The organism is Gordonia sp. p3-SID1431, assembly GCF_025143765.1.
Taxonomy (GTDB): domain Bacteria; phylum Actinomycetota; class Actinomycetes; order Mycobacteriales; family Mycobacteriaceae; genus Gordonia; species Gordonia hongkongensis.
The window spans coordinates 1-25,581 of the sequence record NZ_JAMBDT010000073.1; the positions used below are offsets into that span (position 1 = coordinate 1).

At 67.9% G+C, this 25,581-nt stretch carries 24 protein-coding genes, 1 tRNA gene and 1 pseudogene; 19 read left to right on the top strand and 7 right to left on the bottom strand.

From position 1 onward, the window contains the following. Together M4D77_RS16935 and M4D77_RS16940 are read left to right on the top strand one after the other, a co-directional pair. Positions 1-331 (top strand): annotated as a pseudogene (locus M4D77_RS16935) (nitroreductase/quinone reductase family protein); the annotation flags it as partial. 79 nt (positions 332-410) lie between these two features. Further along, the gene (locus tag M4D77_RS16940; RefSeq protein ID WP_259936770.1) at positions 411-959 is read left to right on the top strand and encodes a dihydrofolate reductase family protein; all 549 of its coding nucleotides are present in this window, start codon (positions 411-413) and stop codon (positions 957-959) included. A 6-nt stretch (positions 960-965) separates the two neighbouring features. Here M4D77_RS16940 and M4D77_RS16945 read toward each other — a convergent pair whose 3' ends face one another. After that, entirely contained in the window at positions 966-1,400 is a 435-nt protein-coding gene (locus tag M4D77_RS16945; RefSeq protein ID WP_259936771.1) for a DUF309 domain-containing protein, read from the bottom strand. 113 nt (positions 1,401-1,513) lie between these two features. Between M4D77_RS16945 and M4D77_RS16950 the strand changes: the two genes are divergently transcribed. Continuing rightward, positions 1,514-1,945 carry a DUF6325 family protein gene (locus tag M4D77_RS16950; protein ID WP_068970529.1) on the top strand — a complete coding sequence of 144 codons (432 nt, stop codon included), beginning with the start codon at positions 1,514-1,516 and terminating at the stop codon, positions 1,943-1,945. A 21-nt stretch (positions 1,946-1,966) separates the two neighbouring features. On the opposite strand, the gene M4D77_RS23810 is transcribed toward M4D77_RS16950, so the two are convergent. Next, positions 1,967-4,663: a LuxR C-terminal-related transcriptional regulator gene (locus M4D77_RS23810; protein WP_277244425.1), complete on the bottom strand. Its 2,697-nt coding sequence runs from the start codon at positions 4,661-4,663 to the stop codon at positions 1,967-1,969. A gap of 507 nt (positions 4,664-5,170) precedes the next feature. On the opposite strand from M4D77_RS23810, the gene M4D77_RS16965 reads away from it, so the two are divergent. Together M4D77_RS16965 and M4D77_RS16970 are read left to right on the top strand one after the other, a co-directional pair. Then, positions 5,171-5,551: an SHOCT domain-containing protein gene (locus M4D77_RS16965; RefSeq protein ID WP_068970527.1), complete on the top strand. Its 381-nt coding sequence runs from the start codon at positions 5,171-5,173 to the stop codon at positions 5,549-5,551. A gap of 52 nt (positions 5,552-5,603) precedes the next feature. Further along, positions 5,604-6,905 carry a DUF1254 domain-containing protein gene (locus M4D77_RS16970; RefSeq protein ID WP_068970526.1) on the top strand — a complete coding sequence of 434 codons (1,302 nt, stop codon included), beginning with the start codon at positions 5,604-5,606 and terminating at the stop codon, positions 6,903-6,905. Positions 6,906-6,970: 65 nt separating this feature from the next. Here M4D77_RS16970 and M4D77_RS16975 read toward each other — a convergent pair. Next, positions 6,971-7,056, bottom strand: a tRNA-Leu gene (locus M4D77_RS16975). Positions 7,057-7,333: 277 nt separating this feature from the next. Between M4D77_RS16975 and M4D77_RS16980 the strand changes: the two genes are divergently transcribed. From M4D77_RS16980 to pknB, 7 genes are all read left to right on the top strand, one after another. Next, positions 7,334-8,656 carry a DUF3662 and FHA domain-containing protein gene (locus M4D77_RS16980; protein ID WP_259936772.1) on the top strand — a complete coding sequence of 441 codons (1,323 nt, stop codon included), beginning with the start codon at positions 7,334-7,336 and terminating at the stop codon, positions 8,654-8,656. Between the two features lie 222 nt (positions 8,657-8,878). After that, positions 8,879-9,343 carry an FHA domain-containing protein gene (locus tag M4D77_RS16985; protein ID WP_058253019.1) on the top strand — a complete coding sequence of 155 codons (465 nt, stop codon included), beginning with the start codon at positions 8,879-8,881 and terminating at the stop codon, positions 9,341-9,343. Beyond that, positions 9,340-10,854 carry a PP2C family serine/threonine-protein phosphatase gene (locus M4D77_RS16990; protein ID WP_068971405.1) on the top strand — a complete coding sequence of 505 codons (1,515 nt, stop codon included), beginning with the start codon at positions 9,340-9,342 and terminating at the stop codon, positions 10,852-10,854. The genes M4D77_RS16985 and M4D77_RS16990 overlap by 4 nt, the downstream gene beginning before the upstream one ends. Further along, positions 10,851-12,284, top strand: coding sequence for an FtsW/RodA/SpoVE family cell cycle protein (locus tag M4D77_RS16995; RefSeq protein ID WP_065630650.1), 1,434 nt, complete (start codon positions 10,851-10,853; stop codon positions 12,282-12,284). The genes M4D77_RS16990 and M4D77_RS16995 overlap by 4 nt, the downstream gene beginning before the upstream one ends. Then, positions 12,281-13,780 carry a penicillin-binding protein 2 gene (locus M4D77_RS17000; RefSeq protein WP_065630651.1) on the top strand — a complete coding sequence of 500 codons (1,500 nt, stop codon included), beginning with the start codon at positions 12,281-12,283 and terminating at the stop codon, positions 13,778-13,780. Before M4D77_RS16995 ends, M4D77_RS17000 begins: the two co-directional genes overlap by 4 nt. After that, on the top strand, positions 13,777-15,144 hold the full coding sequence (locus M4D77_RS17005) for a protein kinase domain-containing protein (protein WP_259936773.1): 1,368 nt from the start codon (positions 13,777-13,779) through the stop codon (positions 15,142-15,144). The genes M4D77_RS17000 and M4D77_RS17005 overlap by 4 nt, the downstream gene beginning before the upstream one ends. Positions 15,145-15,236: 92 nt before the next feature. Then, positions 15,237-17,183: a Stk1 family PASTA domain-containing Ser/Thr kinase gene (gene pknB, locus M4D77_RS17010; RefSeq protein WP_259936774.1), complete on the top strand. Its 1,947-nt coding sequence runs from the start codon at positions 15,237-15,239 to the stop codon at positions 17,181-17,183. A 160-nt stretch (positions 17,184-17,343) separates the two neighbouring features. Here pknB and M4D77_RS17015 read toward each other — a convergent pair whose 3' ends face one another. Next, the gene (locus M4D77_RS17015; RefSeq protein ID WP_065630654.1) at positions 17,344-18,003 is read right to left on the bottom strand and encodes an aminodeoxychorismate/anthranilate synthase component II; all 660 of its coding nucleotides are present in this window, start codon (positions 18,001-18,003) and stop codon (positions 17,344-17,346) included. Between the two features lie 149 nt (positions 18,004-18,152). Here M4D77_RS17015 and crgA point away from each other — a divergent pair, with 149 nt between their 5' ends. Both crgA and M4D77_RS17025 read left to right on the top strand, forming a co-directional pair. After that, entirely contained in the window at positions 18,153-18,443 is a 291-nt protein-coding gene (crgA, locus tag M4D77_RS17020; RefSeq protein ID WP_010843022.1) for a cell division protein CrgA, read from the top strand. 115 nt (positions 18,444-18,558) lie between these two features. Further along, positions 18,559-19,062: a PH domain-containing protein gene (locus tag M4D77_RS17025; RefSeq protein ID WP_159369729.1), complete on the top strand. Its 504-nt coding sequence runs from the start codon at positions 18,559-18,561 to the stop codon at positions 19,060-19,062. Between the two features lie 13 nt (positions 19,063-19,075). Here M4D77_RS17025 and M4D77_RS17030 read toward each other — a convergent pair whose 3' ends face one another. Together M4D77_RS17030 and M4D77_RS17035 are read right to left on the bottom strand one after the other, a co-directional pair. Beyond that, positions 19,076-19,789 (bottom strand): rhomboid family intramembrane serine protease, encoded by a 714-nt coding sequence (locus M4D77_RS17030; RefSeq protein ID WP_259936775.1) that lies wholly within the window; start codon positions 19,787-19,789, stop codon positions 19,076-19,078. 209 nt (positions 19,790-19,998) lie between these two features. After that, positions 19,999-20,520 carry a peptidylprolyl isomerase gene (locus M4D77_RS17035; protein WP_058253011.1) on the bottom strand — a complete coding sequence of 174 codons (522 nt, stop codon included), beginning with the start codon at positions 20,518-20,520 and terminating at the stop codon, positions 19,999-20,001. A gap of 110 nt (positions 20,521-20,630) precedes the next feature. Between M4D77_RS17035 and M4D77_RS17040 the strand changes: the two genes are divergently transcribed. Both M4D77_RS17040 and M4D77_RS17050 read left to right on the top strand, forming a co-directional pair. Then, positions 20,631-20,807, top strand: coding sequence for a hypothetical protein (locus M4D77_RS17040; protein ID WP_259936776.1), 177 nt, complete (start codon positions 20,631-20,633; stop codon positions 20,805-20,807). 728 nt (positions 20,808-21,535) lie between these two features. Beyond that, positions 21,536-21,973: a DUF4190 domain-containing protein gene (locus M4D77_RS17050; protein ID WP_259936778.1), complete on the top strand. Its 438-nt coding sequence runs from the start codon at positions 21,536-21,538 to the stop codon at positions 21,971-21,973. A gap of 52 nt (positions 21,974-22,025) precedes the next feature. Here the strand turns inward: M4D77_RS17050 and M4D77_RS17055 are convergent, their stop codons facing one another. After that, positions 22,026-23,510, bottom strand: a complete 1,485-nt coding sequence (locus tag M4D77_RS17055) for a DHA2 family efflux MFS transporter permease subunit (RefSeq protein WP_226512007.1) — start codon at positions 23,508-23,510, stop codon at positions 22,026-22,028. A gap of 78 nt (positions 23,511-23,588) precedes the next feature. Here M4D77_RS17055 and M4D77_RS17060 point away from each other — a divergent pair, with 78 nt between their 5' ends. The 3 genes from M4D77_RS17060 to M4D77_RS17070 all read left to right on the top strand — a co-directional run bounded on the left by M4D77_RS17060 (position 23,589) and on the right by M4D77_RS17070 (position 25,505). Continuing rightward, positions 23,589-23,840 carry a hypothetical protein gene (locus M4D77_RS17060; protein WP_068970751.1) on the top strand — a complete coding sequence of 84 codons (252 nt, stop codon included), beginning with the start codon at positions 23,589-23,591 and terminating at the stop codon, positions 23,838-23,840. Next, complete coding sequence (locus M4D77_RS17065; RefSeq protein WP_068970750.1) at positions 23,830-24,678, top strand: SDR family NAD(P)-dependent oxidoreductase; 849 nt, start codon at positions 23,830-23,832, stop codon at positions 24,676-24,678. Before M4D77_RS17060 ends, M4D77_RS17065 begins: the two co-directional genes overlap by 11 nt. A 107-nt stretch (positions 24,679-24,785) precedes the next feature. After that, positions 24,786-25,505 (top strand): type 1 glutamine amidotransferase domain-containing protein, encoded by a 720-nt coding sequence (locus M4D77_RS17070; protein WP_058253007.1) that lies wholly within the window; start codon positions 24,786-24,788, stop codon positions 25,503-25,505. Positions 25,506-25,581 lie beyond the last annotated feature (76 nt).

Below are 25,581 nucleotides of genomic sequence, written 5' to 3' on the forward strand. Positions count from 1 at the left end.
CTCGTCGGCCACCGGCTGCTGATGGGCAATCCCACGCTGCTGCTGCGCACGATCGGCCGCCGCACCGGTGAGGCGAGGTGCAATGCGCTCACCTATGCGCGCGACGGCGAGGCCTACCTGGTGGTGGCTCGCCAACCTCAAAGCGCACCCCAACGTCGAAGTCCAGGTGGGTCGTCGTCGGATTCAGGTCACCGCGCGGGCGACCTACCCGGACGACCCGGACTACGCCCGGCGCTTCGTTCTCGTCGACGAAGTCAACAAGGGTCGCTACGCCGGCTATCAGAATAAGACGACACGCCCACTCGCCATCGTCGAGATGACGCCGCGCTAACAGCGTGCCGTTCCGATGACTATCGACCGGCCCGCCGGTCGGTATCTGGGAGACCACGTCAACGACCCCAGGGAGAAGCATGCGCACGCTGGCGATCACCCAGAACATGACGCTCGACGGTTCGATCGAGATGCTGACCAACTGGTTCGACCCGACCGTCGAGGCACCGGACCTCATGGCCGAGTCCCACCGGCAGGACGCCGAGGCCGATGCGCTGCTCGTCGGCCGGCAGACCTTCGAGGACTTCCGCGGGTTCTGGCCGCACCAGACCGACGACGCCACCGGGATCACCGACTATCTCAACACTGTCGACAAGTACGTGGTGTCGAGCACGATGGCCGACCCGGAGTGGCAGAACTCGACGGTGCTGTCCGGCGATGTCGTCGACGAGGTGACCGCACTGAAGAACGCCGACGGCAAGGACATCGTCGTGACCGGCAGCATCAGCCTCTGCCACACGCTGATCGAAGCCGGTCTGGTCGACGAGTACCGGCTTTTCGTCTACCCGACCGTCCAGGGGTCGGGACGGCGTCTGTTCCCGGACGGCCTGGAGATCCCGACACTGCGGCTCGTCGACACCAAGAGTTTCGAGCTGGGCGTCTCGCTGCTGCGTTACCGAACGGTGTGACCCGATTCAGGCGGGGTCGGAGTTGATCTCCGCGAACGCACGGTCGCGGATCGCCTCGAGGTCCATGCCGTACGTCAGTCCGTGAGACTGCTCGTACTCCTCCAGCCGCGCAGCCGCCCGGTCGTAAAGTCGGCGGGCGCCGACAGCGTTACCCCGACGGTGGTGCGTCAGCCCCACGCAGAGTTGCGCGAGTCCCTGCCACAGCGGCCGCTCCTCCGGCGGACACGACTTCCACCGGGTCTCGAACACCTCGTGCGCCGAGAACGGCCGGCCCTCTTCGAGCAACTGGCACGCGAGTGCGATCGTCTCATCGGGTGGCAACGGTTCCTCGGACACCGGTTCGACGCCCTGCGCGCCATACGGCAGCGGCCTGCCCAACTCGTCGCGCGGTCGGGCCTGACGGGCGCGACCATCGAGGTCGCGGTCGCGGGCCTTGTCCATGGATCACCTCCGGTTCGTCGCGACCGCCAGAACTGGCGTCGCTCACCCATTCAGCATGACGACATCGCCCGTCCTGCCGCGCACACTCTCCTCACAACGCGGAAGGAGTGACGATGACCAGAGAGCTCGGCCCGGTCGACTACGTCGTGGTGGAACTCCCGGCGGGTGCATCGTCCGTAGACAGGTACGTGCACGTCGAACTCGCCGGGCTGGTCGACAACCACCTCGTCCGGGTGCTGGATCTGCTCGTCGTCAGCCGCCGCGCGGACGGAACCGTCGCGATTGCGGAATTCGAGGACTCTGACCTGGACGAGCTCGACTCACTCGGCAGTTCCATGATCGAGTTGCTCTCCCTCGAGGACGTCGAGAACCTCGCCATGGCCATCTCACCGGGCGGCTCCGGTCTCGCCATCGTCTGGGAGTACATCTGCACCGCATCGTTCTTCTCGGCGGTGGCGTCGGCCGGCGGTCACGTCACCGCGCACGGACGAATACCTGAACGAGCCATCGTCGCATCGCTGCGCGCCGCCAGGGAGTCGTCGTGAACGACTTCGTCATCGACTGCGCTACAACAGGTTATGTTCTCTGGCACGGTCGACGGCATCCCGGCGCGACGACACCCCCAACTTGCGGTAGATCGCCTGCTGGTGGGTCTTGACCGTGTTGACCGACACGAACAGATCCGCGGCGATCTCTGCCGCCTTGTACATCGTCGGCAGGTACCGGAGAATCACCAACTCGCGTTCGGTCAACGCTTCGCCGACCGGTTCGGCGACGTCGAGATCGCCGGTCTGCGGGGCATCGTCGCCGAGGACTCCGAGCAGATCGAGAGCGAAACCGAGATCGACGTGCGGTCCGGCGATCCGGACATGCCGGGCGAGCAGCACCCGTGCGGGTTCGCCCATCGCCGCGAACGGACGGACCTGACCGACCTCGGCCGCCAGCGCGACCGCAGCAGCCATCTGATCGAGCGCATCGGATTCACGACGGAGTTGATGAGCCGCGACCGCCCACAGCACCCCGGCGTCGACCGCCTGCAACCGGAACGGCGCGTAGTCGGTCAACCGGCCCAACTGCGCAATCGTGTCAGCCGGCCTGCCGAGCTCAAAGAAGGCCCTGGCACGAGTGGTTCGCCGGAGCACATCCGGGTAGGCGCCGACCGATCGCGTACCCGAGAAGTCGTGGCCATCATCGAACGGTGCCCGCGCGACCGAAGCGGCGTCACCTGCGAGGATGGCCACTTCCGCCGCGACCACGGCACACCAACTGCGCAGGAGCGGCGGCAGCGGGCCACATCGTTCGACGACCACCGCCATCCGACGCTGGGCCGCCCGCGCCGCGAACGCGTCCCGACGCGAGACGGCGACGCCCACCGACGCGATCTCCACCAGCAACAACGCCGCACTGTCGGGGGCCTGCCCGACAATTCGGCGAGCCGCGTCGATGGCGGCGTCGGCGACATCGAGCTCGTGACGTTCCAGCAGGAGCAGCGTCTGCGCCGCATACATCGCCATCATCTGGGGTTGCTGCGTCCAACCGCGGCGCCGGGCAGTCGATTCGACGGTCGCAACGCGGTCGGCCGTTCGTGGCAGATCTCCGACGATCAGATCGGTCAACGCCAGGTGCGCCTGCGTCGCCATCGCCATCAACGCCATCCCGGCCGCCTCCGCGGCCGCGTGCGCGCCCTCCAGTTCGGCCGCGGCCCCGCCGAAGTCACCGCGGTGGACCAGTCCCATGGCACGGTTCGCACGAGCGATCAACGCGTAGGCCGGAGCCGCAGGCAGGGTGCTGCCCGATGGTGAGGTCGCCACCCTCGACACTGCTTCGCATCGGGACACCACGTCGTCGACGGCCTCGGCCCGGGCGCGCACCATGGCCGCGAGCGCCAGGATGATCTCCGCGGCAGCCGTCTTCACGTCCTCACGTCGCGCCACCGCGTCGGAGGCCGCCTCCGCGTAATGGAACATGACGCTGAAATCCCGGTCGTGGAACGAGGCGATCACGGAGGCGAGAAGCGTCTCGGCAGTGGGTTGTCGCGCTGCGTGCTCGACCGCGGGCCGCAACGCGGCCGCCAGCTCACCCGCGTGCGGGGACAGCACGAGCGGAACTGCGGATCCACCCAGGACCTCCAGGAGCCCGGCCCAATCCTGCGCCGACGCCAGATGCCGGATCGCCGAGATCGGGTCACCGGTACGACCGAACCAGGCCGCCGCCCGACGATGCAGTTCGGCGGGCGCGTCCGGACTCTCGGCGGCCAGCCGCTCGGCCAACAACTGCCGGAACAGCGGGTGGTAGGCATACCAGTCCCGGCGACCTTCCATTCGAACGGTGAACAGGTTCGCGTCGGCCAGCGATTCGAGGATTCGGCGGCAGTCTGGTCGTAACGTGATCGCCCCGGCCAGTGCCGGATCAAGCGCCTCCGCGACGCTGGTCGCCAGCAGGAACTTGCGGTCCGTCGGCGGGATCTGTTCGAGGACTTCCTCCAACAGGTAGGACGCGATCAGCCGATCGGGTCCTCTCTTCAACCAAGCGCCTAGTCCCGAGGATCCCGCACTCAGCAGCGCGAGTCGTACACCCGCCGCCCAGCCTTCGGTGCGGACCCAGAAGCCGACCAGATCGTCGTCGGACATGGGTTCTGCGCCGGCGAGCTCGGCGAACTGACCCACCTCCCCCCTGGTCATCGTCAGCAGGTCTGCGCCGACCTCGGTGAGACGCCCGTCGAGTTGCAGTCGTCGCAGGTGGAGACGTGGCGTCGTGCGCGAGATGACCACCAGATGGACCTGGTCGGGCTGCGCCGCGATGAAATGCGCGATCGACTCCAGCACGTCGCGATCAGTGATTCGCTGGACATCGTCGAGGACGATGGTCAGCGGCTCCGGATGCGACGCAAGGGCGTCGGCGATGAGGCCGACCTCGGCGGGCCCCAAGTCGTTGCCGGGCACCATCTCGGAGAACGAGCCACCGGCCAGGACATGCGCTGCGGTCAGTGCACCGAGAAGGTCACCCCAGAACGTCGACAATCCGTCGATGTCGCTGACGGCCAGCCACACCGCCCGGTGCCGGTCGCCGCGGGCGGCGAGGTGAGCTGCGACCGCAAGTGTCTTGCCGTATCCGGGTCCCGCCGCGACGACGGTGACGTGGCGCGGTCCCCGAGGTAGCAGGTGCGTGTCGAGCCGGGGCCGCGGGACGAATCCCGGAGGAAGCTCGGGACGGGAGATGCGAAGCCGAAGAGACGGGGGGAGGCGTCGGCTCGCGTCGTTCACCTCGCTGCCCTTCGTCGATTCCCTCGGACCGACGTCATGAGGGTGCCGCAAATAGTAGTCGCGGCGACACGAGCGCGCGCGTAGAAATCGTCCGGTTCGAATGACGACGGCTCGACGACGACGAAGGAGCATCGAGAGCAGCATTCGTCGACCACCGGAGATCTCATGCCCCTTCGTCCCGGCCGGTCCGGCCGTCGGGCCGTCATCGGTCATCCCGTCGTCCGGGTGCTCCCGCACCCGGCATCCGCGGATCTGGTCGACCGATACGCCCGAGGCCTCGCTGCCCAAATGACGCTGCCGCACAACAAATCCGAGACACCGCCATCACCCGAGGGACACAACTGAGCCGCGATACATGCCGCGTCTCACGGTGACCTCCCGACTGCCGGAACTCATACGAGGCGGGTGATCCGATCGGCACCCGAAGACGTCATCCCGACTCCGGGTACCTGCCTCCCGGCTGCCGACACTCATCCTGTTCTGAACCTGGCCCGAAGGAGAGAATTCATGTGGGATTCGTTCTGGGATTTCATCTGGTACACGCTGGTGATCTTCGCGTTCGTCGCTTACCTGATGATTTTGTTCACCATCCTCACCGACCTGTTCCGCGACCGTGAGTTGTCCGGCTGGTGGAAGGCGGTATGGGTCGTGGCGCTGGTCTTCGTGCCGTTCCTGTCCGCGCTCGTGTACCTCATCGCCCGCGGCAGCGGCATGCACACCCGCGCTCTCGACGCGCAGCGGCAACTACAGCAGCAGACCGACGACTACATCCGGTCGGTCGGTCCGAAGTCGTCCGCCGAGCAGATCGCCGACGCGAAAGCGCTCTTGGACTCCGGCGCGATCGACGACAACGAATTCTCCGCGCTCAAGGCCAAAGCACTCGCCTGATCGAGGAGCATTGCCACCCGGCGTGTAGCCGACTCACACAAGGAGTTTCGTCATGACACGGTTGTCCGACGACCTCGCGTCTCTCAGTGCGGACGCGTACACCTACCTCTACTCACTCGTGACGATGGACGTCAGTCGTCGCCAACAGACGGCTCCCGGCGCGTCCGACCGTCCGGGCTTCGGACCCGCCAATCAGTTCCACCATTTGTCGGAGTTCCCGTCGGCCGATTTCCGCGCGGTGGTCCGGCCGAACTTCGACACGCTGTATTCGTCGGCCTGGCTGGATCTGACCGGGGGCCCGGTCATCATCGAGATCCCCGACAGTCAAGACCGCTATTACATGATGCCGATGCTGGACATGTGGACCGACGTCTTCGCCTCCCCTGGCAAACGAACCAGCGGCACCGGCCCTCAGCGGTACGTCGTCGCCCTGCGGGAGCACGACACCTCGCAGATCGACGACGCCGAGGTGATCGTGGCGCCGACTCCCTACGTCTGGGTGATCGGCCGCACCCAGACCAACGGGCCCGCCGACTACGCGTCGGTCAACGAGTTCCAGAAGGGTCTGTCGGTGACTGCTCTGGGGTCGCCGACCACCTCATCCGAGGAACCGGTGGACCCGACTGCCGAGCCGCTGCGCATCGTGAACGCGATGTCGGCCGTCGAGTTCTTCACCCGGGCGGCCGAGGTGTTGAGGGTCGTCCCACCGCACGCCACCGACAACTCCGTGCTGATGCGGATCGCCGGACTCGGACTCGTCCCCGGCCGCAGCTTCGACGCGAGTCGCTTCGGCTCGGACGAGATCGCCGAGATCGAACGGGGAGCGAAGTCGGCTCTCGCGTCCATCGGCGATGTCATGCGCCTCGGCACGGTCGCCAACGGCTGGGAAGTGGTCACGAAATCGATCGGGGTGTACGGCAACGACTATCTGGCGCGATCACAGGTGACTCTGGTGGGGCTGGGCGCGAATCCGCCCGAAGACGCCATCTACCCGCTGTTGTTGACCGACTCCGATGGTCAACCGCTGTCCGGTGAACACGACTACCGACTTCACTTCGCCGCCGGAGAACTACCCCCGGTCGACGCGTTCTGGTCGGTGACCATGTACGACGCCGAGGGCTACCAGGTCGGGAACGAGATCGACCGGTTCGCGATCGGCGACCGCGACAACTTGCGGTTCAACGCCGACGGCTCTTTGGACCTGTACCTCCAGCACGTCAACCCCGGGCCGGAGCTCGTCGACAACTGGTTGCCCACCCCCCGCGGGCCGCTGGGTGTGACGTTGCGCCTGTACGCGCCACAACGGGCGGCGCTCACCGGGGCCTGGACCCCGCCTCCGGTGCGGCGGGTCTGACACGATCCACACCGACGAAAAAGGTCAGGTCGCATGCGACCTGACCTTTTTCATGAGCTCTGCTCTGGTGGGCGAAGGGGGACTTGAACCCCCACGTCCCGAAGGACACTGGCACCTGAAGCCAGCGCGTCTGCCATTCCGCCACTCGCCCGTGGCCACCGGAGTTCCGGTGGGCATGTCGTCGAACTGGGTGTGTCCGGCGACTGGACGACGATAGCAGCACGCCGCCACCGAAACAAAACTCGATCTCCGACGTTGCATTTGTGCAGTACGTCGGGTTACGTCAGATGCCGAATACACACCAATGGGACAGGTGTTGCAGACGGTGCACCAGTTGCCTTGGTGGCACAGTTGGCCGTTGATGTCGCTATCATCAAACAAGGCCAGATGCACGGCGACACGCTCTATTGCCGCGAAAGGAGGTCTCGGTGGGGATCCTGCAACGACTGGAACGCAAGCTCGAAGGTGCAGTTGACGACGGTTTTGCCCGTGTCTTCGGTGGTCAGGTGGCCCCGCAGGAGATCGAGAACGGGCTACAGCGAGAAGCCGAGGAGTCGCTCGAGAACCTCGGTGACGGTACGGTCCTTGCGGCCAACAGCTACACCCTGCTGTTCAGTCCCACCGATCATCAGCACATCGCTGCGGAATACGAGCTGAACCGCAAGACTTTCTCGAAGCATTTGGAAAACTTCATCAAGGACAACGGGTGGCAGACCTACGGCAAGGTCGTCGTAGAGTTCGAGCAATCGCCGTCCTTGCACACGGGGATCTTCCGCGCACGCGGCACGGTCAACCCGGACGCGCGGCCCCGCCCGGTGGCAGCACGTTCGGAACAGCCGCACGGTGCACCGGTCCCCGGCCCACCGGCCGGACGCCCGGCCCCTGTTCCCCCACCTACCGACGCCCCCGACCAAGGAGCCCCCAAGATGACTCAGAATCCCGGATACGACCAGCGCAGGGGCGCCGATCCCGCGTACGACCAGTACGGCCAGGGATCGGGACAGCAGGGCGACCAGGGTTACGGCCAGCAGGGCTACGACCAGTACGGTCAGCAGCCCGGTTACGACCAGGGATACGACCAGCAGGGTTACGGCCAGCAAGGCTACGACCAGGGTTACGGCCAGCAGCCCGGCTACGGACAGCAGGGTTACAGCCAGCAGGGCTACGACCAGCAGGCGTATGGCCAGCAGCCCGGCTACGGACAGCAGGGATACGACCAGCAGGGCTACGGCCAACAACCCGGCTACGACCAGGGCTATGGCCAGCAGCCCGGCTACGGACAGCAGGGATACGACCAGCAGGGCTACGGCCAGCAGCCCGCCTACGACCAGGGTTACGGCCAGCAGGGCTATGAGCAGCAGGGCTACGGCCAGCAGGCCTACGGTCAGCAGCCCGCCGGGTACGACTACCAGGGCGGGTACGACCAGGGTTACGGCGCGGGCCGGCCGGCAGCGGGGTACGCCCCGTCGTCGATCACGCTGCTGCTCGAAGACGGCAGCAACCGCACCTTCCAGCTGCACGAGGGATCCAATGTGATCGGCCGCGGACAGGACGCGCAGTTCCGTCTGCCCGACACCGGCGTTTCGCGCCGTCACGTGGAGATCCGCTGGGACGGCGCGACCGCCATGCTCACCGACCTCAACTCGACCAACGGCACCACCGTCAACGATCTCCAGGTGAACACCTGGGAACTCGCCGACGGCGACCGCATCCGCGTCGGACACTCCGACATCACCGTCCGGTTCCAGTAGACCCGCATACGCCGAGCGCACGCCCACCGCGGGCGCGCGGCAGTCGACACCGGCCAGAGACCACTCCGGCCGGTTGATACTGAACTGTCATATCCGAATGACCGGGTTCGGCGGATCTGCCCATAAGATGCAGTCGGGTCCGCTCCTTTCGATCGGCGGCCCGACGACTGCTGCCGCGGGTACGACCCGACCGAGACGGAACGCGCTGGAGGTGAACACGACATGCAGGGCTTGGTGCTGCAACTGACCCGCATCGGGTTCCTGTTGTTGCTCTGGTTGTTCGTCTTCGCCGTGATCCGCACCCTGCGCGCCGACATCGCGTCGGCCGGCGGTCTGCGTATGCCCCGGTACTCGGGCGGCTCGGAGAAACGACGCCGCGGTGGTGGCGTCCGCGGCGCGGCCCGCTACCTCGTGGTGACCCACGGTGCACTGGCGAACACACGGATCAGCCTCGGCCAGCAACCGGTCCTGCTCGGACGCGCGGACGACTCGACGCTCGTGCTCACCGACGACTACGCCTCCGAACGGCACGCGCGGCTCTCGCGACGCGGCGACGACTGGTACGTCGAAGACCTCGGCTCCACCAACGGCACCTACCTCGATCGTTCCAAGGTGACAACCGCGGTCAAGGTGCCGCTGAACACGCCGATCCGCATCGGCAAGACCGTGATCGAGTTGCGCCCGTGACACTTGTGTTGCGCTACATCGCGCGCAGCGACCGCGGTCTCGTTCGGTCCAACAACGAGGACTCCTTCTACGCGGGTCCGCGCCTGCTCGCACTCGCCGACGGCATGGGCGGCCACGCGGCCGGCGAAGTCGCCAGCCAACTGGTCATCCGCGCGCTGAGCACGCTCGACGACGACGAGCCCGGCGGCGACCTGCTCACCCAGCTCGACAGCGCCACCCGAGCCGGCAACGAGGCGATCGCCGCGCAGGTGCAGGAGTCACCCGAACTCGACGGCATGGGCACCACGCTCACCGCGATCCTCTTCGCCGGTAGCCGAATCGGGTTGTGCCACATCGGCGATTCTCGCGGCTACATGTATCGCGACGGTGCCCTGACCCAGATCACCCGCGACGACACGTTCGTCCAGACCCTCGTCGACGAAGGTCGGATCACCGCCGAACAGGCACACACCCACCCGCAGCGTTCGCTGATCATGCGCGCACTGACCGGCACCGAGGTCGAGCCGACTCTCACCATGCGGGAAGCGCGCGCGGGTGACCGGTACATGCTCTGCAGCGACGGCCTGTCAGACGTCGTGACCGAGGACACCATCGCCGAGACCCTCGGCTCCATCGCTGACCCCAAGGAGTGCGCGGACCGCCTCATCGAGCTCGCACTGCGCGGCGGCGGCCCCGACAACGTGACCGTCGTCCTCGCCGACGTCGTCGACACCCAGTACGGCGATTCGCGACCGATCGTCGGCGGGGCCGCCGGCGGCAACGAGGAGATCTACACCCCCGATCCCGCCACCGCCGCGGGACGCGCCGCGGCACTACGCCCGCCGCCTGCCGAACCGCAGCGTCCGACGGTGCTGACCGAGGACGAGCCCCCCGCCAAGCAGAAGAGCAAGTACCGCCGCTGGATCGTCGCCGGAGTCGCGCTGGCCGTGATCGCCGCGCTCGTCGTCGGCATCTTCGTCGTCCGCGCCATCGTGCGCAGCAACTACTACGTGGCCGCCGACGACACCGGCGATGTGCTCATCTACCAGGGTTCACCGGAGAAGGTCTTCTTCCTGTCGATGAGCAACCCGGTGCAGCGCGTCTGCGTCGAAGATCTCGACCAGGCGGAACCGAGCTACACGTTCATCTCCTACGACGCCTCCTGCGAGTTCCCGCTCAACGTCGACGACCTGGTGTCGGGTCCTGCCCAGTCGGTCAAGAACGTGATGATCCGGAACAAGAGCGAGGAACAGATCCAAGGCGTCGTCACCGACGAGCTCACCTTCCGCTGCGACAACGCACCCTCGTCGCCCTCCCCCGCGCCGACTCCCCCGGCACCGGCACCGTCGGAGTCGACGCCGAGCACCGATCCGTCCGCCCCGGCACCCCGCGCCACCGCGGCGCCGGCACCGGGCATCCCGCAGCAGGGCGCCACTGAATCGGTGGCACCGTCCACCGGCAACGCCGGGCCGGCCGACACGCCCGCACCTGACCAGGACGCCGTCACGAGCTGCCGGCAGCAGGTGAGATGACTCAAGCCGCGCCCGCCCCGCACGCCCCGCCACGCCAACCCGCCACGAGCACCGGCCGCAACGCCGAACTGCTGCTCCTGGGATTCGCCATCGGCCTGGTGACGGTGGCGCTGCTCATCGTCCAAGCCGCCCAGGGCCAGAACCTGACCTGGGACATCCTCAAGTACGTCGCCGCGTACACCGCACTGTTCGGGGTCGCCCATCTGGTGGTTCGCCGCTACGCACCCCACGCCGATCCGATAATGCTGCCCGTCGTGGCCGTCCTGAACGGTCTCGGCCTGGTCCTGATCCATCGTCTCGACCTCGGCACGGGCAACACCGGGGAGTCGGTGAACGCCACCGAGGCGACCCGCAACGCCGATCAGCAGTTGCTGTGGGCAGTGCTGGGCATCGTGGCGTTCTCCGCGGTGCTCATCCTCATCCGCGACCACCGCACGCTCTCGCGGTACGCCTACACGCTCGGCCTCGGCGGACTGGTCTTCTTGATCATCCCGGCGATCCTGCCCAGCGCGTTCTCGGAGATCAACGGGTCGAAGAACTGGATCATCACGCCGTTCTTCTCGATCCAGCCCAGTGAGTTCTCCAAGATCCTGATCATCATCTTCGCGGCCGCGGTGCTGGTCTCCAAGCGTGATCTGTTCATCACCGCCGGTCCGCACGTGCTCGGTGTCGACCTCCCGCGCGCCCGTGACCTCGGTCCGCTGCTGGCTGCCTGGGCCATCGCCATCGCCGTCATGGTGGTCCAGAAAGACCTGGGTACGTCGCTGCTGATCTTCGCGACCATCCTGACGATGCTCTACGTGGCCACCTCGCGCGTCGAGTGGCTGGTGCTGGGCATCGGGCTCTTCGCGATCGGCGCGGTCTTCGCGTGGTCGATCTTCTCGCACCTGCAGACCCGGGTCTCGGTGTGGCTGAACCCCTTCGAGGACTTCGACGGCTCGGGCTACCAGATCGGGCAGAGCCTGTTCGGTCTGGCCACGGGCGGACTGTTCGGCACCGGACTCGGTTCGGGCCGGCCCAACATCGTGCCGTTCGCCAACACCGACTTCATCATCTCGACCATCGGCGAGGAACTCGGCCTGGCCGGCCTCACCGCGATCCTGCTGCTGTACATGATCTTCATCCACCGCGGTCTGCGGACCGGCATCGCCGTCCGTGACAGCTTCGGCAAACTGCTAGCGACCGGCCTGGCGTTCACCATCGCGATGCAGATCTTCGTCGTCGTCGGCGGCGTCACCAAGCTGATCCCGCTGACGGGTCTCACGACGCCGTTCCTGTCCTACGGCGGATCGTCGCTGCTGGCCAACTACATCCTGGTCGCGTTGCTCATCCGGATCTCGAACGCCGCGCGGGAACCCGATCCCGGGAAGAAGCGTCCCGCCGCCAAGCCCGTCGAGGCACTGCCGACGCAGGTGGTGAAGCGTCGATGAACAAGCCGATCCGCAATGTGTCGATGGCGGTGATCGTGATGATCATCGCCCTGCTCGCCAACGCCACCTACGTGCAGGTGTTCAAGGCCGACGCCCTCAAGACCGACCCCCGCAACAATCGGGTGCTGCTCGACGAGTACTCCCGGCAGCGCGGCCTGATCACGACCGCCGACGGCACGGTGATCGCGCTGTCGGTGCCGATCGAGAGCCGCCTGAAGTTCTTGCGCCAGTACCCGCGGGAGGGCGCCGAGGCGTTCGCCCCGGTCACCGGTTTCTACTCGTTCCAGTACCTGGCCAGCCAGATCGAGCACTACGAGAACAGCATCCTGAACGGATCCGACGACCGACTCTTCGGTCAGCGGTTCATGGACATGTTCTCCGGGCGCGACCCGCGCGGCGGCAACGTCGTCACGACGATCAACCCCAAGGTGCAGCAGGCCGCGTACCAGGCCATGCTCAACGGGCCGTGCGACGGTCCGTGCCGCGGGGCCGTCGTGGCGTTGCAGCCGAACACCGGCAAGATCCTGGCGATGGTCTCGACGCCGAGCTACGACCCCAACCGGCTCGCGAGCCACGACCAGGAGGTCCGGGAGAGCAGCTGGGAGGCGTGGAACCGGCCCGGTGACACCGCGCAGCCGATGCTCAACCGTGCGATCAGCCAGCTCTACCCGCCCGGCTCGACCTTCAAGGTCGTCACCTCCGCCGCGGCCCTGCGCGACAACATCACCCCGGGCATCCGCCTCACCGCAGCTCCGACCTTCCCGTTGCCGGGCACCGACGTGTCTCTCCCGAACTACGGCGGCGAGACCTGCCCCGGGTCGTCGGGCGGAACCGTGTCGCTCGAGACGGCGTTCAAGTACTCGTGCAACACCGCCTTCGCCGAACTGGTGACCGAGAAGATGTCCGACGCGATCCCCAAGTTCACCGAGACCGCGAGTCTGTTCGGCCTCGATCAGCCCGGCCCCGACATCCCGATGCCCGTCGTCGACTCGACGGTCGGGCAGATCCCGTCCCTCGACGTCCTCGCACAGGCGTCGATCGGCCAGCGTGACGTCCGGCTCACCCCGCTACAGAACGCGATGATCGCCGCGACGGTGGCCAACGGAGGTGTGCGCATGCAGCCGTACCTGGTCGACAAGTTGCAGGCCGCAGATCTGCGGACCCTGCAGACCACACCGCCGACGACGGCCAACAAGCCGATCACGCCCGAGCAGGCCGCCGAACTGACGTCGATGATGATCGAGTCGGAGCGGTCGACGGCCGGCGCGGGCGGCCCGGTGTCGATTGCGTCGAAGACCGGTACGGCGGAGAGCGGATCGAGCACGGACACTCCGTTCTCCTGGTACATCGCCTTCGGACCGTCGTCGAACGCACAGATCGCGGTGGCCGTCGTGGTGGAGAATGGACAATTCGGCGCGGACTCGGTCGGTGGGACCGTCGCGGCGCCGATCGGACGAGAAGTGATCAACTCACTGGTGGGAGGTGGCAGTCGATGAGCCTGCAGAACGGCACCACCATCGGCGACCGGTATCGGCTCATCCGCCTGATCGCCACGGGCGGCATGGGCCAGGTGTGGGAGGCGCTCGACACGCGCCTCAATCGTCGGGTCGCGGTGAAGGTCCTCAAGGCCGAGTACACCAGTGATCCGGAGTTCATCGCGCGGTTCCGCGCGGAGGCCCAGACCACCGCGAAGCTGAACAACCCCGGGATCGCGAACGTCTTCGACTACGGCGAGACCCCGGATTACAACGGCGGCGACCCGCTCGCGTACCTGGTGATGGAGCTCGTCGACGGTGAGCCCCTGAACTCGGTGATCTCCCGCCTCGGGCGGTTGTCGCTGACCAACACCCTCGACATGCTCGAGCAGACCGGCCGCGCCCTGCAGGCCGCGCACAGCCAGGGACTCGTCCACCGCGACGTCAAACCCGGCAACATCCTGATCACCCCCGTCGGCCAGGTGAAGATCACCGACTTCGGCATCGCCAAGGCCGTCGACTCCGCCCCGGTCACCAAGACCGGGATGGTCATGGGGACCGCGCAATACATCTCCCCGGAGCAGGCCACCGGCGACGAGGCGACCGCGGCGTCGGACGTCTACTCGCTCGGCGTCGTCGGCTACGAGGCCCTCACCGGGCGTCGTCCGTTCCTCGGCGACGGTGCGATCACCGTCGCGATGAAGCACATCCGGGAGGCACCGCCACCCCTGCCGACGAACCTGCCGTCCGGGGTCCGCGAGCTCATCGAGATCACGATGGCCAAGGATCCGCGGCAGCGTTACGCGAACGGTGGCGAGTTCGCCGACGCGGTCGCCGCCGTGCGTGCCGGGCGGCGTCCGCCGCGACCGGGCGCGATCGCCGGTGCCGCGGCAGGCGCAGCGGGAGCCGCCGCGCTCGGCGCCGCAGTCGCTCGTGGGGCCACCCCGACGGGTGCGGCCTCGCGGCCGGTGACCCCTCGGCCGACGTCGCGGACCGCGGTGGCGCCACCGCCGCCGGACAACAGCTGGACCACCGGTCAGAAGGTCCTGGCCGGCATCGCGGCCGCCCTTCTCGTCGGTGCCATCGGGCTCATCGGGTTCTATCTGGTGAACAGCGGGAACGGGGACGCGGCGACACCACCGCCGCCGTCGACGACGGTCGTCGAGACCACGACCGCGGTGGAACCGACCGAGGAGCCCGACGAGCCGACCACGACTCGACGTACGACCCGTACGACCACCAGCGAAGAGACGACCAGCGAAGAGACGTCGACGGAGACGACCACGCCGCGTCAGCAGACCGACACCTCCGAGCCGCCGCCGGACCCCGGTGCCGCCACCGGAACCCCGTGTTTCCCCGGCGTACCGTTCTCACCGCTGTGCTGATGGTACCTGCGTGTACGAGCCGTGCGTTTGAGCCGATAGTTTCCGAATGACCCGTTCTGACCACAGATCCTGAGGGGCAACCACCGAGGCCGATGTCGACACCACACCACCTCTCCGACCGCTACGAACTCGGCGAAACGCTGGGTTTCGGTGGCATGTCCGAGGTGCACTATGCGCGCGACCTGCTGCTGCACCGCGACGTCGCGGTGAAGGTGCTGCGTGCCGACCTCGCCCGTGACCCGTCGTTCTATCTCCGGTTCCGCCGCGAGGCCCAGAACGCCGCGAAGCTGAACCACCCCACGATCGTGCAGGTCTTCGACACCGGCGAGGCCGAGACCGAGGACGGCCCGTTGCCGTTCATCGTGATGGAGTACGTCGACGGTGACACCCTGCGGGATGTGTTGCGCGCCAACGGTCCGATCTCGCCGCGACAGGCGATGACGTGGATGGCCGATGTCGCCGCGGCGATGGACTTCTCGCACCGCAACGGCATCGTCCACCGGGACATGAAGCCGGCGAACGTGATGATCGACAAGTCCGGCGCCGTCAAGGTCATGGACTTCGGCATCGCCCGCGCGATGAGCGACTCGACGTCGACGATGACCCAGACGTCCGCGGTCATGGGTACGGCGCAGTACCTGTCGCCCGAACAGGCCCGTGGCATCAAGGTCGACCCGCGCAGCGACATCTACTCGATGGGGTGCGTGCTCTTCGAGCTGCTCACCGGTGAGCCGCCGTTCACCGGGGACTCGCCGGTGGCGGTGGCACACCAGCACGTGCACGAGGATCCCCCGTGGCCGTCGCACGTCCGGCCGGAGATCCCACGCGAACTCGATTCCGTCGTCCTGAAGGCGATGAGCAAGAACAAGGACAACCGGTATCAATCAGCGGCCGACCTGCGCGCCGATCTGATCCGGGTGCTCGCCGGTGGCAAACCGTCGGCGCCGATGCTGCTCTCGGACGAGGAACGCACCGAGTTCATCGACACCGGACCGCGCCGGCCCACCCGGACGGAGACGACCGGTCCGCGTCGGCCGATCGCGGGCCGCACCTCGAACGGCAACGGCGGAAACCACCGGCGTGACGAGGACACCGAGGAGACACCCCGACGCCGCTCACGGCTCCTCATGGCCGGCGCGCTGCTCGCCGTCGTGGTGCTCGTCGGAGGTCTCTTCCTGTGGTCACCGTGGGGTTCGGGGTCGGCGCCGCAGGTGTCGGTGCCGGCGGTCTCCGGACTCAGCTCCGACGACGCGCAGGCCTCGCTGGAACGGGCCGGCTTCGAGGTCCGCGTGCTGGAGGAACCGAGCCTCGACGTCGGTGTCGGTCTCGCCACACGGTCGACCCCGGGTGAGGGCGTGATGGCGGCCGAGGGCTCCGAGGTCGCGCTCTATGTCTCGACGGGTCCTCAGCGTGTTCGATTGCCGTCGGATCTCGTGGGCAAGACGCCGGCCGAGGCGTTGGATCAGCTCAAGGTGCTCGGGTTCACCAACGTGCGAACCGACCGCGTGGACTCGACGACCGAGATGAAGGACAAGGTGGTCTCGACGGCACCGGCCGTCGGCGCCGAGGTCCCGGTCAACGGTGCGGTCGTCGTCAACGTCGGCAACGGCCCGCGCGAGGTGACGGTCCGCGATGTCGTCGGCATGTCCGAGAGTCAGGCACGAGCCGTGCTGGAAGAGCTCGGGATGATGGTCGTCGTGGTCGCGGCCGACTCCGAGCGTCCGGCCGGAGAGGTCATCAGCACCTCACCGGGTCCCGGGTCGACCACCGAGCAGGGCAGCACCGTGCAGATCAGCGTGTCGCGGGGCAACCTCTTCACCGTCCCGAATCTCCGGGGCAAGACGCCCGCCGAGGCCCAGGCCGATCTCGAGCGGGCCGGCTGGGAGCGGTCGACGCTGACGCGGCAGACCCGCAACGTGCCGCTCGGCAGCCCCGACGACGGTCGCGTCGTCGGCCAGGAGCCGAATCCCGGGTCCCAGGCCCGCAAGAGCGGTTCGATCACGATCATCGTCGGCCAGGCGAGCCTGCTGCCCAACTGAGCTTCACCGCTGGTTGAGCCGGCACCGAGCGGAGCCGCCGGGCCGAGCAAGCGACGAAGGAGCGCGTCGAGGTCGAGGAGCCGAGTCTCCGCTGGTTGAGCCGGCACCGAGCGGAGCGAGGAGCCGAGTCGAAACCACTTCGGTGACCTCGCCGCCGAAGTCAGCCGACCGCGGTCGCCATCTCGGCTTCGAGGGCGGCCACGCGGGTCTCGTCGATCTCGATCCCGCATGTCTTGAGCCAGTTGGCGAGCATCCGGTGACCGCCCTGGGTTAGGACGCTCTCCGGGTGGAACTGCACGCCGTGGATGGGTAGTTCACGGTGGGCCATCGCCATCACGATGCCCGACTCGGTGCGTCCGGTGACGACGAGTTCGTCGGGGATCGTCTCGGGGAGCACCGTCAGCGAGTGATAGCGCGTGGCGGTGAACGGATCCGGCAGTCCTTCGAGCACGCCGGCGTCATCGTGGAAGACCAGTGAGGTCTTGCCGTGCAGGAGTTCGGGTGCGCGGTCGACGGTGCCGCCGAACGCCGCACCGATCGCCTGATGTCCCAGGCACACACCCAGCAGTGGCAGTTCTTGTTCGGCGGCGACACGGACCATCGGCATCGTCGCCCCGGCCCGCTGGGGCGTGCCGGGACCGGGGCTGAGGAGGACGCCGTCGAATCCGGCAACGGCCTCGCGCAGATGGTCGGGATCGGCCGGGGAGAGTTGCGGGTCGTCGTTGCGCCACACGACGGCCTCGACGCCCAGCTGGCCCAAGTACTGGACCAGGTTGTAGACGAAGCTGTCGTAGTTGTCGACCACCAGAATGCGACTCACGCGAGAAAGGCTACCGCCGAAGCGGGTGGTCGGCGTCGGCGACCTGGTGAGATACCGTAGATCTCGAGTGTTTGCCAGTGGCGGGGACGAGCTCACCTTCTCCCGCCCGCGTACGACCGCCCCGACGGTGCCGCACAACGGAGGAAGTCATGCCGAAGTCAAAAGTCCGGAAGAAGACCGATTACACCATCAACCCGGCCAGCCGGACGCCGGTCAAGGTCAAGGCCGGCCCTTCGAGCACCATCTATGTAGGCGTCATGCTCGGCCTGATGGTGCTGGGTCTCGCCTGGCTCGTCGTCTACTACCTGGCCGCCACGCCCACCGCGTACGGCGGCGAGGGCCAGGTCCTGCACTGGATGGCCGAACTCAACTCGTGGAACTTCCTGATCGGTTTCTCGCTGATGGTGGCGGGCCTGTTGATGACGATGCGTTGGCGGTAGACGCCGGCGGTCGTTCGCGTGTCGAATGCGCTGAGCTGCTGAAACACACGCGTGTAAGTTATCCACACTGTGGAAATCACATGTGTGTAAGTCATCCCCACTGTGAGTAACTCCTGTGGATAACTCCGAGGTCTCTTACACACATGCGTGGGCGACCCCCGTCGGCGCCGGTCTGGCCGGCTGCCTCGGCGGCGTCGCGTTGGTGGTGGCGGCGGTCGTCGCCGCTGCCGATCCGGCCGGCATGGTCCTGATGGGCGTCGCCGGGATTCTCCTTCTCGTGCTCGGCGCCTACACCCTGCTGGTGCGTCCCCGACTGGCCATCACATCGGGTCCGAACCCCGCTCTGGTCCTCGGGACCTTGCGAGGCCAACGGACGTACCCCCCAGAACGCATCGAACGGATTCGGACGCTGTCGATCCGTCGGGTCGGCCGGCGGGTCGGACAGTTGGAGATCGACGTTCTCGACGACGACGCAGCCGGCACGACCGCGCACGACCGCGGCGTCGGCCCTCGCGACGACACCCGACTCGTGGTCTTCAGCCGCTGGGACCTCGGGACCGACCTGCCGACCGTGGTCGACGCGCTGCGCGACGCCGGCTTCGTCGTCGACGAGGGGTAGGTCGCGCCGTAGCTCAGCGGATGTAGACGAGCCCGTCGTACGCGACGCCCGCGCCGATGCCGAGCCCCAGCGCCACGAGGAACAGTGCGGCGAGCGCGATCCAGCCGACGCGACTCGCGGCCTGGGGAGTCCGACGACCCGCGGGCAGCACGGCGTCGGGGAGGTACACGATCGCCGCGGTGGCGGCCGCTCCGAAGGCGAGCCCGCCGAGATGCCCGAGGACCGAGATGCCCGGCAGTGAGAACGACAGCACCACGTTGAAGCCGATGATGAGCAGAACCGGGACCGGGGACACGCGGGCCTTGAGGATGATCACGAGCATCGCGCCCATGAGTCCGTAGATGGCTCCGGAGGCTCCGGCGGTCAGGGCGCGGTCGTCCTCGAAGAGCATGACGGCAGCGCTGCCGCCGAGCAGTGCGATCAGGTAGACGGCCAGGTATCGGCCGATACCGAGGGCGAGTTCGAGATCGCGGCCGAGGATGTAGAGCGACAGCATGTTGACGGCCACGTGCATGACGCTGAAATGCAGGAAGCCCGCGGTGAGGAGTCGCCAGTACTCGCCGGTCGCGACGTCGCTCTTGAGGAGGTCGCCGGCGCCGAAGATCGCCGCACCGCCGGGATCGCCCACGCCGGCCTGGAGTACACACAGGGCAAAGATCAGCAGGTTGACCGCGATCATCGCGTAGGTGGCGTAGGGCTGCGTCGGGGCCGTGCGGGTGCGCGCCATCACGGGGACACCGCGGCGTGGGCCGCCGAGCGACGGCGACCGTTGCACGCCGTCGTTGCGGAGGCATTCGAGACAGTGCTGGCCGACCGATGCCGGACGCAGGCACTCGGGACACGCCGGCCGTCCGCACCGGCTGCAGGACAAGCCGGTGGGACGGTCGGGATGCCGGTAACACACCGCCCGCTGCGGGGCGGTGTGCTCCGGAGAGGTCAGTTGACCTCGATCTTCTCGATGACGACCTCGTCGAGCGGGCGGTCGCTGCGGTCGGTCGACGTCGTGGCGATCGCGTCGACGACCTGCTGCGAAGCCGGATCGGTGACCTCACCGAAGATGGTGTGGCGACGGTTGAGGTGCGGGGTCGGGCCGACGGTGATGAAGAACTGCGAGCCGTTGGTACCTGGGCCGGCGTTGGCCATCGCGAGCAGGTACGGACGGTCGAACTGCAGCTCCGGGTGGAACTCGTCGCCGAACTGGTAGCCGGGGCCGCCCATGCCGGTTCCGGTCGGGTCGCCGCCCTGGATCATGAAACCGGAGATGACGCGGTGGAAGACCGAGCCGTCGAAGAACGGGCCGGAGTTGCCGCCGGACGCGTTGGGCTTGCTGTATTCCTTGCTGCCGTCGGCCAGCCCGACGAAGTTCTCGACCGTCTTGGGTGCATGGTTCGGGAACAGGTCGACCTTGATGTCGCCGCGATTGGTGTGGATGACTGCGGAGCTTTTCGGTGTAGTCATCCCTCCATCCAACCACTCACCCGGATCCGCTGGTCGGGACACGGCCCCGAGGTGCGCAGATGCACCGGGCGGGGTGGCAGCGGCGCACACCGGCTGGCACTCTTGAGCCCATGTCCAAGAACTACCTCTTGACCGCGCTGGGTGTGGTCGCCGCGTCCGTCACCGCCGTCGTCGTCGGCTCGCTGCGTCGCGCCCGACGCGTGGTGGCCCCGGTGTCCCCGACCGTCCCGCGGATCGAGGAGGTCCGCGAGGCGCTCGCCGAGAGCACCGAGACGCAGGCTTCGTGACCCGCCGCGGCCGACGCGACACCGGGCCGCTCGCCACGCACGGGTAATTTGGTCTCGTGACCTCAGACGACGAGCGCTCCCCGAACCCGCCGCCGGGGTCCGGCGGCGCAGACGACCGGACCCGCGAGTCCTGGTCGGCGCCCGAGAGCTCCGCACCGACGAGCAACCCGGCGCCGTGGGAACGGTCCCCCGCACGACCTGCGGGCTCGCCGACCTCGTCGCAGGGAGCCGACGCTCCCGACCGTTCCGACGGCCGGCCGGCGCCCCGCGGTGACTTCACGCCGCCGCCGGGGGGTCGACCACCCACCAGACCCGGGCCCCCGCCGGGCCGGCGACCGGCCCCGCCGCGCGGTGACTCGTTCGGGACGTCTGGTCCCTCCGGGGGACCGCACCCGCCCGGTGCGCCGCGTCCGCGGCCGAGCGGCCCCGGGCCCGTGCCGGCCGGGCCGGTGGCGGGCGCAAACCCCACCGTGCAACGCCCAGGCGGCAATTCGTCCGGCCCGGGTCCGCGACCGCCGATGCCATCCGGTCCGCCCGGACGCCGACCCCCACCCGGTCAACGCCCGGGCCCGGGAGGAGTGCCGTTCGCCAAAGGCGCTCCGCCACAAGGCAATAGGCCCACAGATGGCTCCCGTCCACCCTTCGCCGGGCCCCGGCCGGGTGCAGCCCCGGGCGGACGACCCGACTCCGCCGGTCGGGATTCCGACCGGGACGATCACGCGACACAGGTGGTGGGTGCGGGCGGGCTGGCAGTCGGGCTGTCCGGCGATCCGTCTCCCGACACGCGCGTCGTGGACGGTCCCGCCGCGGCCGGCACACCCGCTGTCGCCGACCGCCCGGACACCGAGACCTCGGGCCCTGCCTCCCCGGCGACCCAGGCCTACTCAGCAGTCGAACCCGCCAAAAGTTCGGAGGACAGCGTGGCTCCCCAGTCCGGTGCCGGTCCGCGCGTCAATCGGATGGCGTTGTGGGCCCTGGCGTTGTCGATCCTCGGGATCACCTTCATCGTGGGACTGGTCCTCGGATACCGTGCGCGCACCCAGATCCGGCAGCGTCGCGAGGTGGGTCTCCCCTTCGCCACCGCCGCCATCTGGGTCGGCTGGGCCTACGCCGGGGTCTTCGTCTTCGGGCTGCTCGTCTACGGGTGGATTCTGTTCATCGCCTGAGCCGGACTCACAAGCGGCGAGCCGCCCATCCGGCCCCTGAGGAGCGAACACGTCACCCCGCCCCCTGAGGAGCGAGGTTGCGAGCGTCCCGAAGGGTCCGCCGCCCCGGCATCACGAACACGGCCGCGAGGAGGGCGCACACGAGAAGACCGGCCGTGAGGAGGTACGTGTCGGCGATCGCCGAGGCCAACTCGGGCGCGGCGTCGATGCGTTCGGCGGGACTCAACGACATCGCACCTGCCACTCCCCGCCGGTCGACCGCCGTGCTGCGCGAGTTCATCAGGGCCGCAATGGTGGCCGTGATCGCGGCCGACGCCAGCGCGACGGCGAACTGGTTCGAGGTCGTGAGGATGGTCGTGCCGCCCGGGGTGTCTGCGCCCTCGAGGTCGCGGGTGGCGGCCGTCATGGTGGGCAGCATCGTCGCGCCGACACCGATCCCCATGAGAGCGAGGATCGCGACGACGGCCGGGTAGGGGGTCGACTCGTCGAGCAGCGTGGCCATCAGAATCATCGCCGTCGTCGACAGCACGATGCCGCACATCGCAACCCGTCGCGGGTCCACGGAATCGGCGACCCGCGTGGCGATCTGGAGAGTGATGCCGCTCAGGAGCGCGGGGAGGACGAACAGCATGCCCGCGGTCGTGGCCGAATCGGACCGGACCGACTGGACGTAGATGGGCAGGATCGTCATCGACCCGAAGTACGCCCCGGCGAAGAAGATCATCACCACGACGCCACCGCGTAGACGCGCGTGCGCCAGCAACCGGAGATCCAGGACGGGCGTGCGGCTGCGCAGCGATCGTCGGACGAAGTAGCCCAGGAGGACCAGGCCGATACCGACCGGGACAAGTATCGATGCCGCGAGCAGCGACCCGGTGTCCCCGGCGCGGGACAGGCCGAGAACCAGGAACGCCCCGCCCGGTGACAGCGCCGCCACGGCTCGCAGGTCGATGCGCGGCATGCGGCGCGTGGCGGTTCGGGGGAAGAACCGCCACGCCAGGACTGCCGCAATCAGGCCGAGGGGCACGTTCACCGCGAAGACGACGCGCCAGCTGCCGTGGTCGACGAGTACGCCGCCCAGCACCGGACCGAGCACGGGACCGACGAGGGTGGGCAGTCCGAGGATGGCCATCATCCGTCCGCGCAGCGCCTCCGGCACCGCCTGCAGCGCGATGGCCATGCCGACGGGTTGCAGCATCCCACCACCGAGCCCCTGGAGCGCACGAAACACGATGAGACTGCCGATGTTCCAGGACAGGGCGGTGAGGAGCGAACCGAGAACGAAGACCAGGAGGGACGCGCAGTAGACCCGTCGGCCGCCGAAGCGGTTGCTGGCGTAGGCCGACAGCGGCATGACCGCGACAAGGGCCAGTGCATACGCGGTGGTCACCCACTGCACGCTGGACAGCGGCGCGTCGAATTCGGTGGTCAGTTGCGGGAGCGCGACGGTCACGACCGTCACGTCGAGCATCACCATGAGGGTCGGGACGACGAGGATGAGGCCGATGCGCCGGCTCGCCGGGTCGAGTGTGATCACGACGACGAGCACACAACCTCAAGTTCAGTTGAAGTCAAGGGCGGTGTGAAATCCCGCGTCTTGGGGCAAGGTGGAGAGATGCCGGACAACGAGAAGCCCACATGGACCACGACCGACGACGAAGTGAAGGCCGACCCCGACATGCGGAGCGACCCCGACGAGAATGGCGGGCCGGCCTCGGCACTGCCCACCGCAGGGGACACCGAGATCGGCGAGACCGACCGAATCCGGGAAGACAAGGCGTCTTACGACGGAGCGCAGCCACCGGCCGACCACACTGACGAGGGTCACGCGGTCGGCGGATCGGAGGGCACGACCGATGGCCAGTGACACCCCGTCCGGACAGAAACGCACCATCGTGCTCACCGGCGCCAGCGACGGGATCGGCGCAATTGCCGCGCGATCCCTGGCCGGACCCGACACCGATCTCGTCCTCGTCGGACGCTCGGCGAAGAAGCTCGCGCCGATCGCCGCCGAGACCGGTGCGCGGCAGTTCACCGCCGACTTCTCCGCGCTCTCGGAGGTGCGGGATCTCGCCGCCGAGATCAACTCCGCCGTCGGGACCATCGACGTCCTGATGAATAACGCAGGCGGGACGTTCGACGCGTCGCACCGCACGTCCGACGGGCACGAACCCAACTTCCAGATCAACCACCTCGCGCCGTTCCTGCTGACCCACCTCCTGCGGGATCGACTGGCCGCGGCCCCGCAATCGCTCGTCCTGAACACGTCCAGCGTCGGCAACCTCTTCGGGAAGGTCGACCTCGACGACCTGGATTTCGAGAAGCGCCGGACCCTCGCGATGCGGCCCTACGGTACGGCCAAGCTGATGAACATCCTGTTCACACGCGGGATCGCGCAGCGCTGGACCGGTGACAAGATCTATTCCGCCGCAGTGCATCCCGGACCGGCGGCGACGAGCTTCGGCCGCGACTCGCGCTTCGTCGGGCTCGCCTACCGGTCTCCGCTGACGCGCCTGGTGACCATCACCCCCGAGCAGGGAGCCGCCCCGCTCATCGCCCTGGCCGAGCGCGGCGCCGACCCGACGGTCAACGGCGTGTACTTCGATCGCCACAAGGCCAATGGTCGGGAGAACCGTCAGGCCCATGACCAGAAGCTGATCGACGGGTTGTGGCAGCGATCGGCGGAACTCACCGGTTTGACGTGACCTGACCCGTCTCCCCCGGCCTGACCTGGGCCGTGGCCGAAGACGCGGTTGTTCTCTACGTTGGCGGTCGGAGACCGACACCGTCTACCTGGACACAGGAGGTTCAGATGACACGCAACATCCTCTTCATCATGACCGGCGCCGGCAGCTGGACGCTGAATGACGGCTCGAGCCACAAGACCGGGTTCTGGGCCGAGGAGGCCGTCGCGCCGCTGGAAGTGTTCCGCGCAGCCGGCTACAAGGTGACCGTAGCCACTCCGAACGGCGCGAAGCCACCGGTCGACGAGACGAGCCTCGCGGTCGAGAGCATCGGCACACCTGAGCGCGCCGCGGAGATCCGCCACGTCGTGGAGACCGCTCCGGAGCTGCAGAAGCCGATCGCGCTCACCGACGTTCGCATCGCCGACTACGACGCCGTGTTCGTGCCGGGCGGCCACGGACCCATGGAGGACCTGGCCGTCGACGCGGACGCGGGAGCTCTGCTGATAGCGGCCGACGAGGCGCAACTGCCGCTCGGAATCGTCTGTCACGGTCCGGCGATCCTGTTGGCGGCGAACAACTCCGACGGAGTCAACGCGTTCGCCGGCCGCACGGTGACCGGCTTCAGCAACGCCGAGGAGGAACAGGCCGGGCTCGCCGACAAAGCTCCCTGGCTCCTCCAGGATCGGCTCACCCAGGCGGGGTTCAAGGTCACCCTCGCCGAACCGTGGACGGTCCACATCGAGACCGACGGCAACCTGCTGACCGGCCAGAATCCCGCGTCGTCGGAATCCTTGGCACGCACCCTGCTGGATCGCCTCGAGAACGTGCCGCAGGGTTCCAAGTAGCAGGGCACTCACCACCGAGCGCGACGCCTGCCCCACACGGGGGCCTATCTCTTATAAACATGTCCGAGCCCACGAG

Coding starts and splice junctions, on each gene's coding strand:
- M4D77_RS17000 (WP_065630651.1), top strand. CDS start 12,281: ATGAACAAGCCGATCCGCAATGTGTCGATGGCGGTGATCGTGATGATC.
- M4D77_RS16970 (WP_068970526.1), top strand. CDS start 5,604: ATGACACGGTTGTCCGACGACCTCGCGTCTCTCAGTGCGGACGCGTAC.
- M4D77_RS16945 (WP_259936771.1), bottom strand. CDS start 1,400: ATGGACAAGGCCCGCGACCGCGACCTCGATGGTCGCGCCCGTCAGGCC.
- M4D77_RS17005 (WP_259936773.1), top strand. CDS start 13,777: ATGAGCCTGCAGAACGGCACCACCATCGGCGACCGGTATCGGCTCATC.
- M4D77_RS17060 (WP_068970751.1), top strand. CDS start 23,589: ATGCCGGACAACGAGAAGCCCACATGGACCACGACCGACGACGAAGTG.
- M4D77_RS17030 (WP_259936775.1), bottom strand. CDS start 19,789: ATGGCGCGCACCCGCACGGCCCCGACGCAGCCCTACGCCACCTACGCG.
- M4D77_RS16985 (WP_058253019.1), top strand. CDS start 8,879: ATGCAGGGCTTGGTGCTGCAACTGACCCGCATCGGGTTCCTGTTGTTG.
- M4D77_RS17040 (WP_259936776.1), top strand. CDS start 20,631: ATGTCCAAGAACTACCTCTTGACCGCGCTGGGTGTGGTCGCCGCGTCC.
- M4D77_RS17065 (WP_068970750.1), top strand. CDS start 23,830: ATGGCCAGTGACACCCCGTCCGGACAGAAACGCACCATCGTGCTCACC.
- M4D77_RS16940 (WP_259936770.1), top strand. CDS start 411: ATGCGCACGCTGGCGATCACCCAGAACATGACGCTCGACGGTTCGATC.
- M4D77_RS16965 (WP_068970527.1), top strand. CDS start 5,171: ATGTGGGATTCGTTCTGGGATTTCATCTGGTACACGCTGGTGATCTTC.
- pknB (WP_259936774.1), top strand. CDS start 15,237: ATGTCGACACCACACCACCTCTCCGACCGCTACGAACTCGGCGAAACG.
- crgA (WP_010843022.1), top strand. CDS start 18,153: ATGCCGAAGTCAAAAGTCCGGAAGAAGACCGATTACACCATCAACCCG.
- M4D77_RS17070 (WP_058253007.1), top strand. CDS start 24,786: ATGACACGCAACATCCTCTTCATCATGACCGGCGCCGGCAGCTGGACG.
- M4D77_RS16995 (WP_065630650.1), top strand. CDS start 10,851: ATGACTCAAGCCGCGCCCGCCCCGCACGCCCCGCCACGCCAACCCGCC.
- M4D77_RS16950 (WP_068970529.1), top strand. CDS start 1,514: ATGACCAGAGAGCTCGGCCCGGTCGACTACGTCGTGGTGGAACTCCCG.
- M4D77_RS17035 (WP_058253011.1), bottom strand. CDS start 20,520: ATGACTACACCGAAAAGCTCCGCAGTCATCCACACCAATCGCGGCGAC.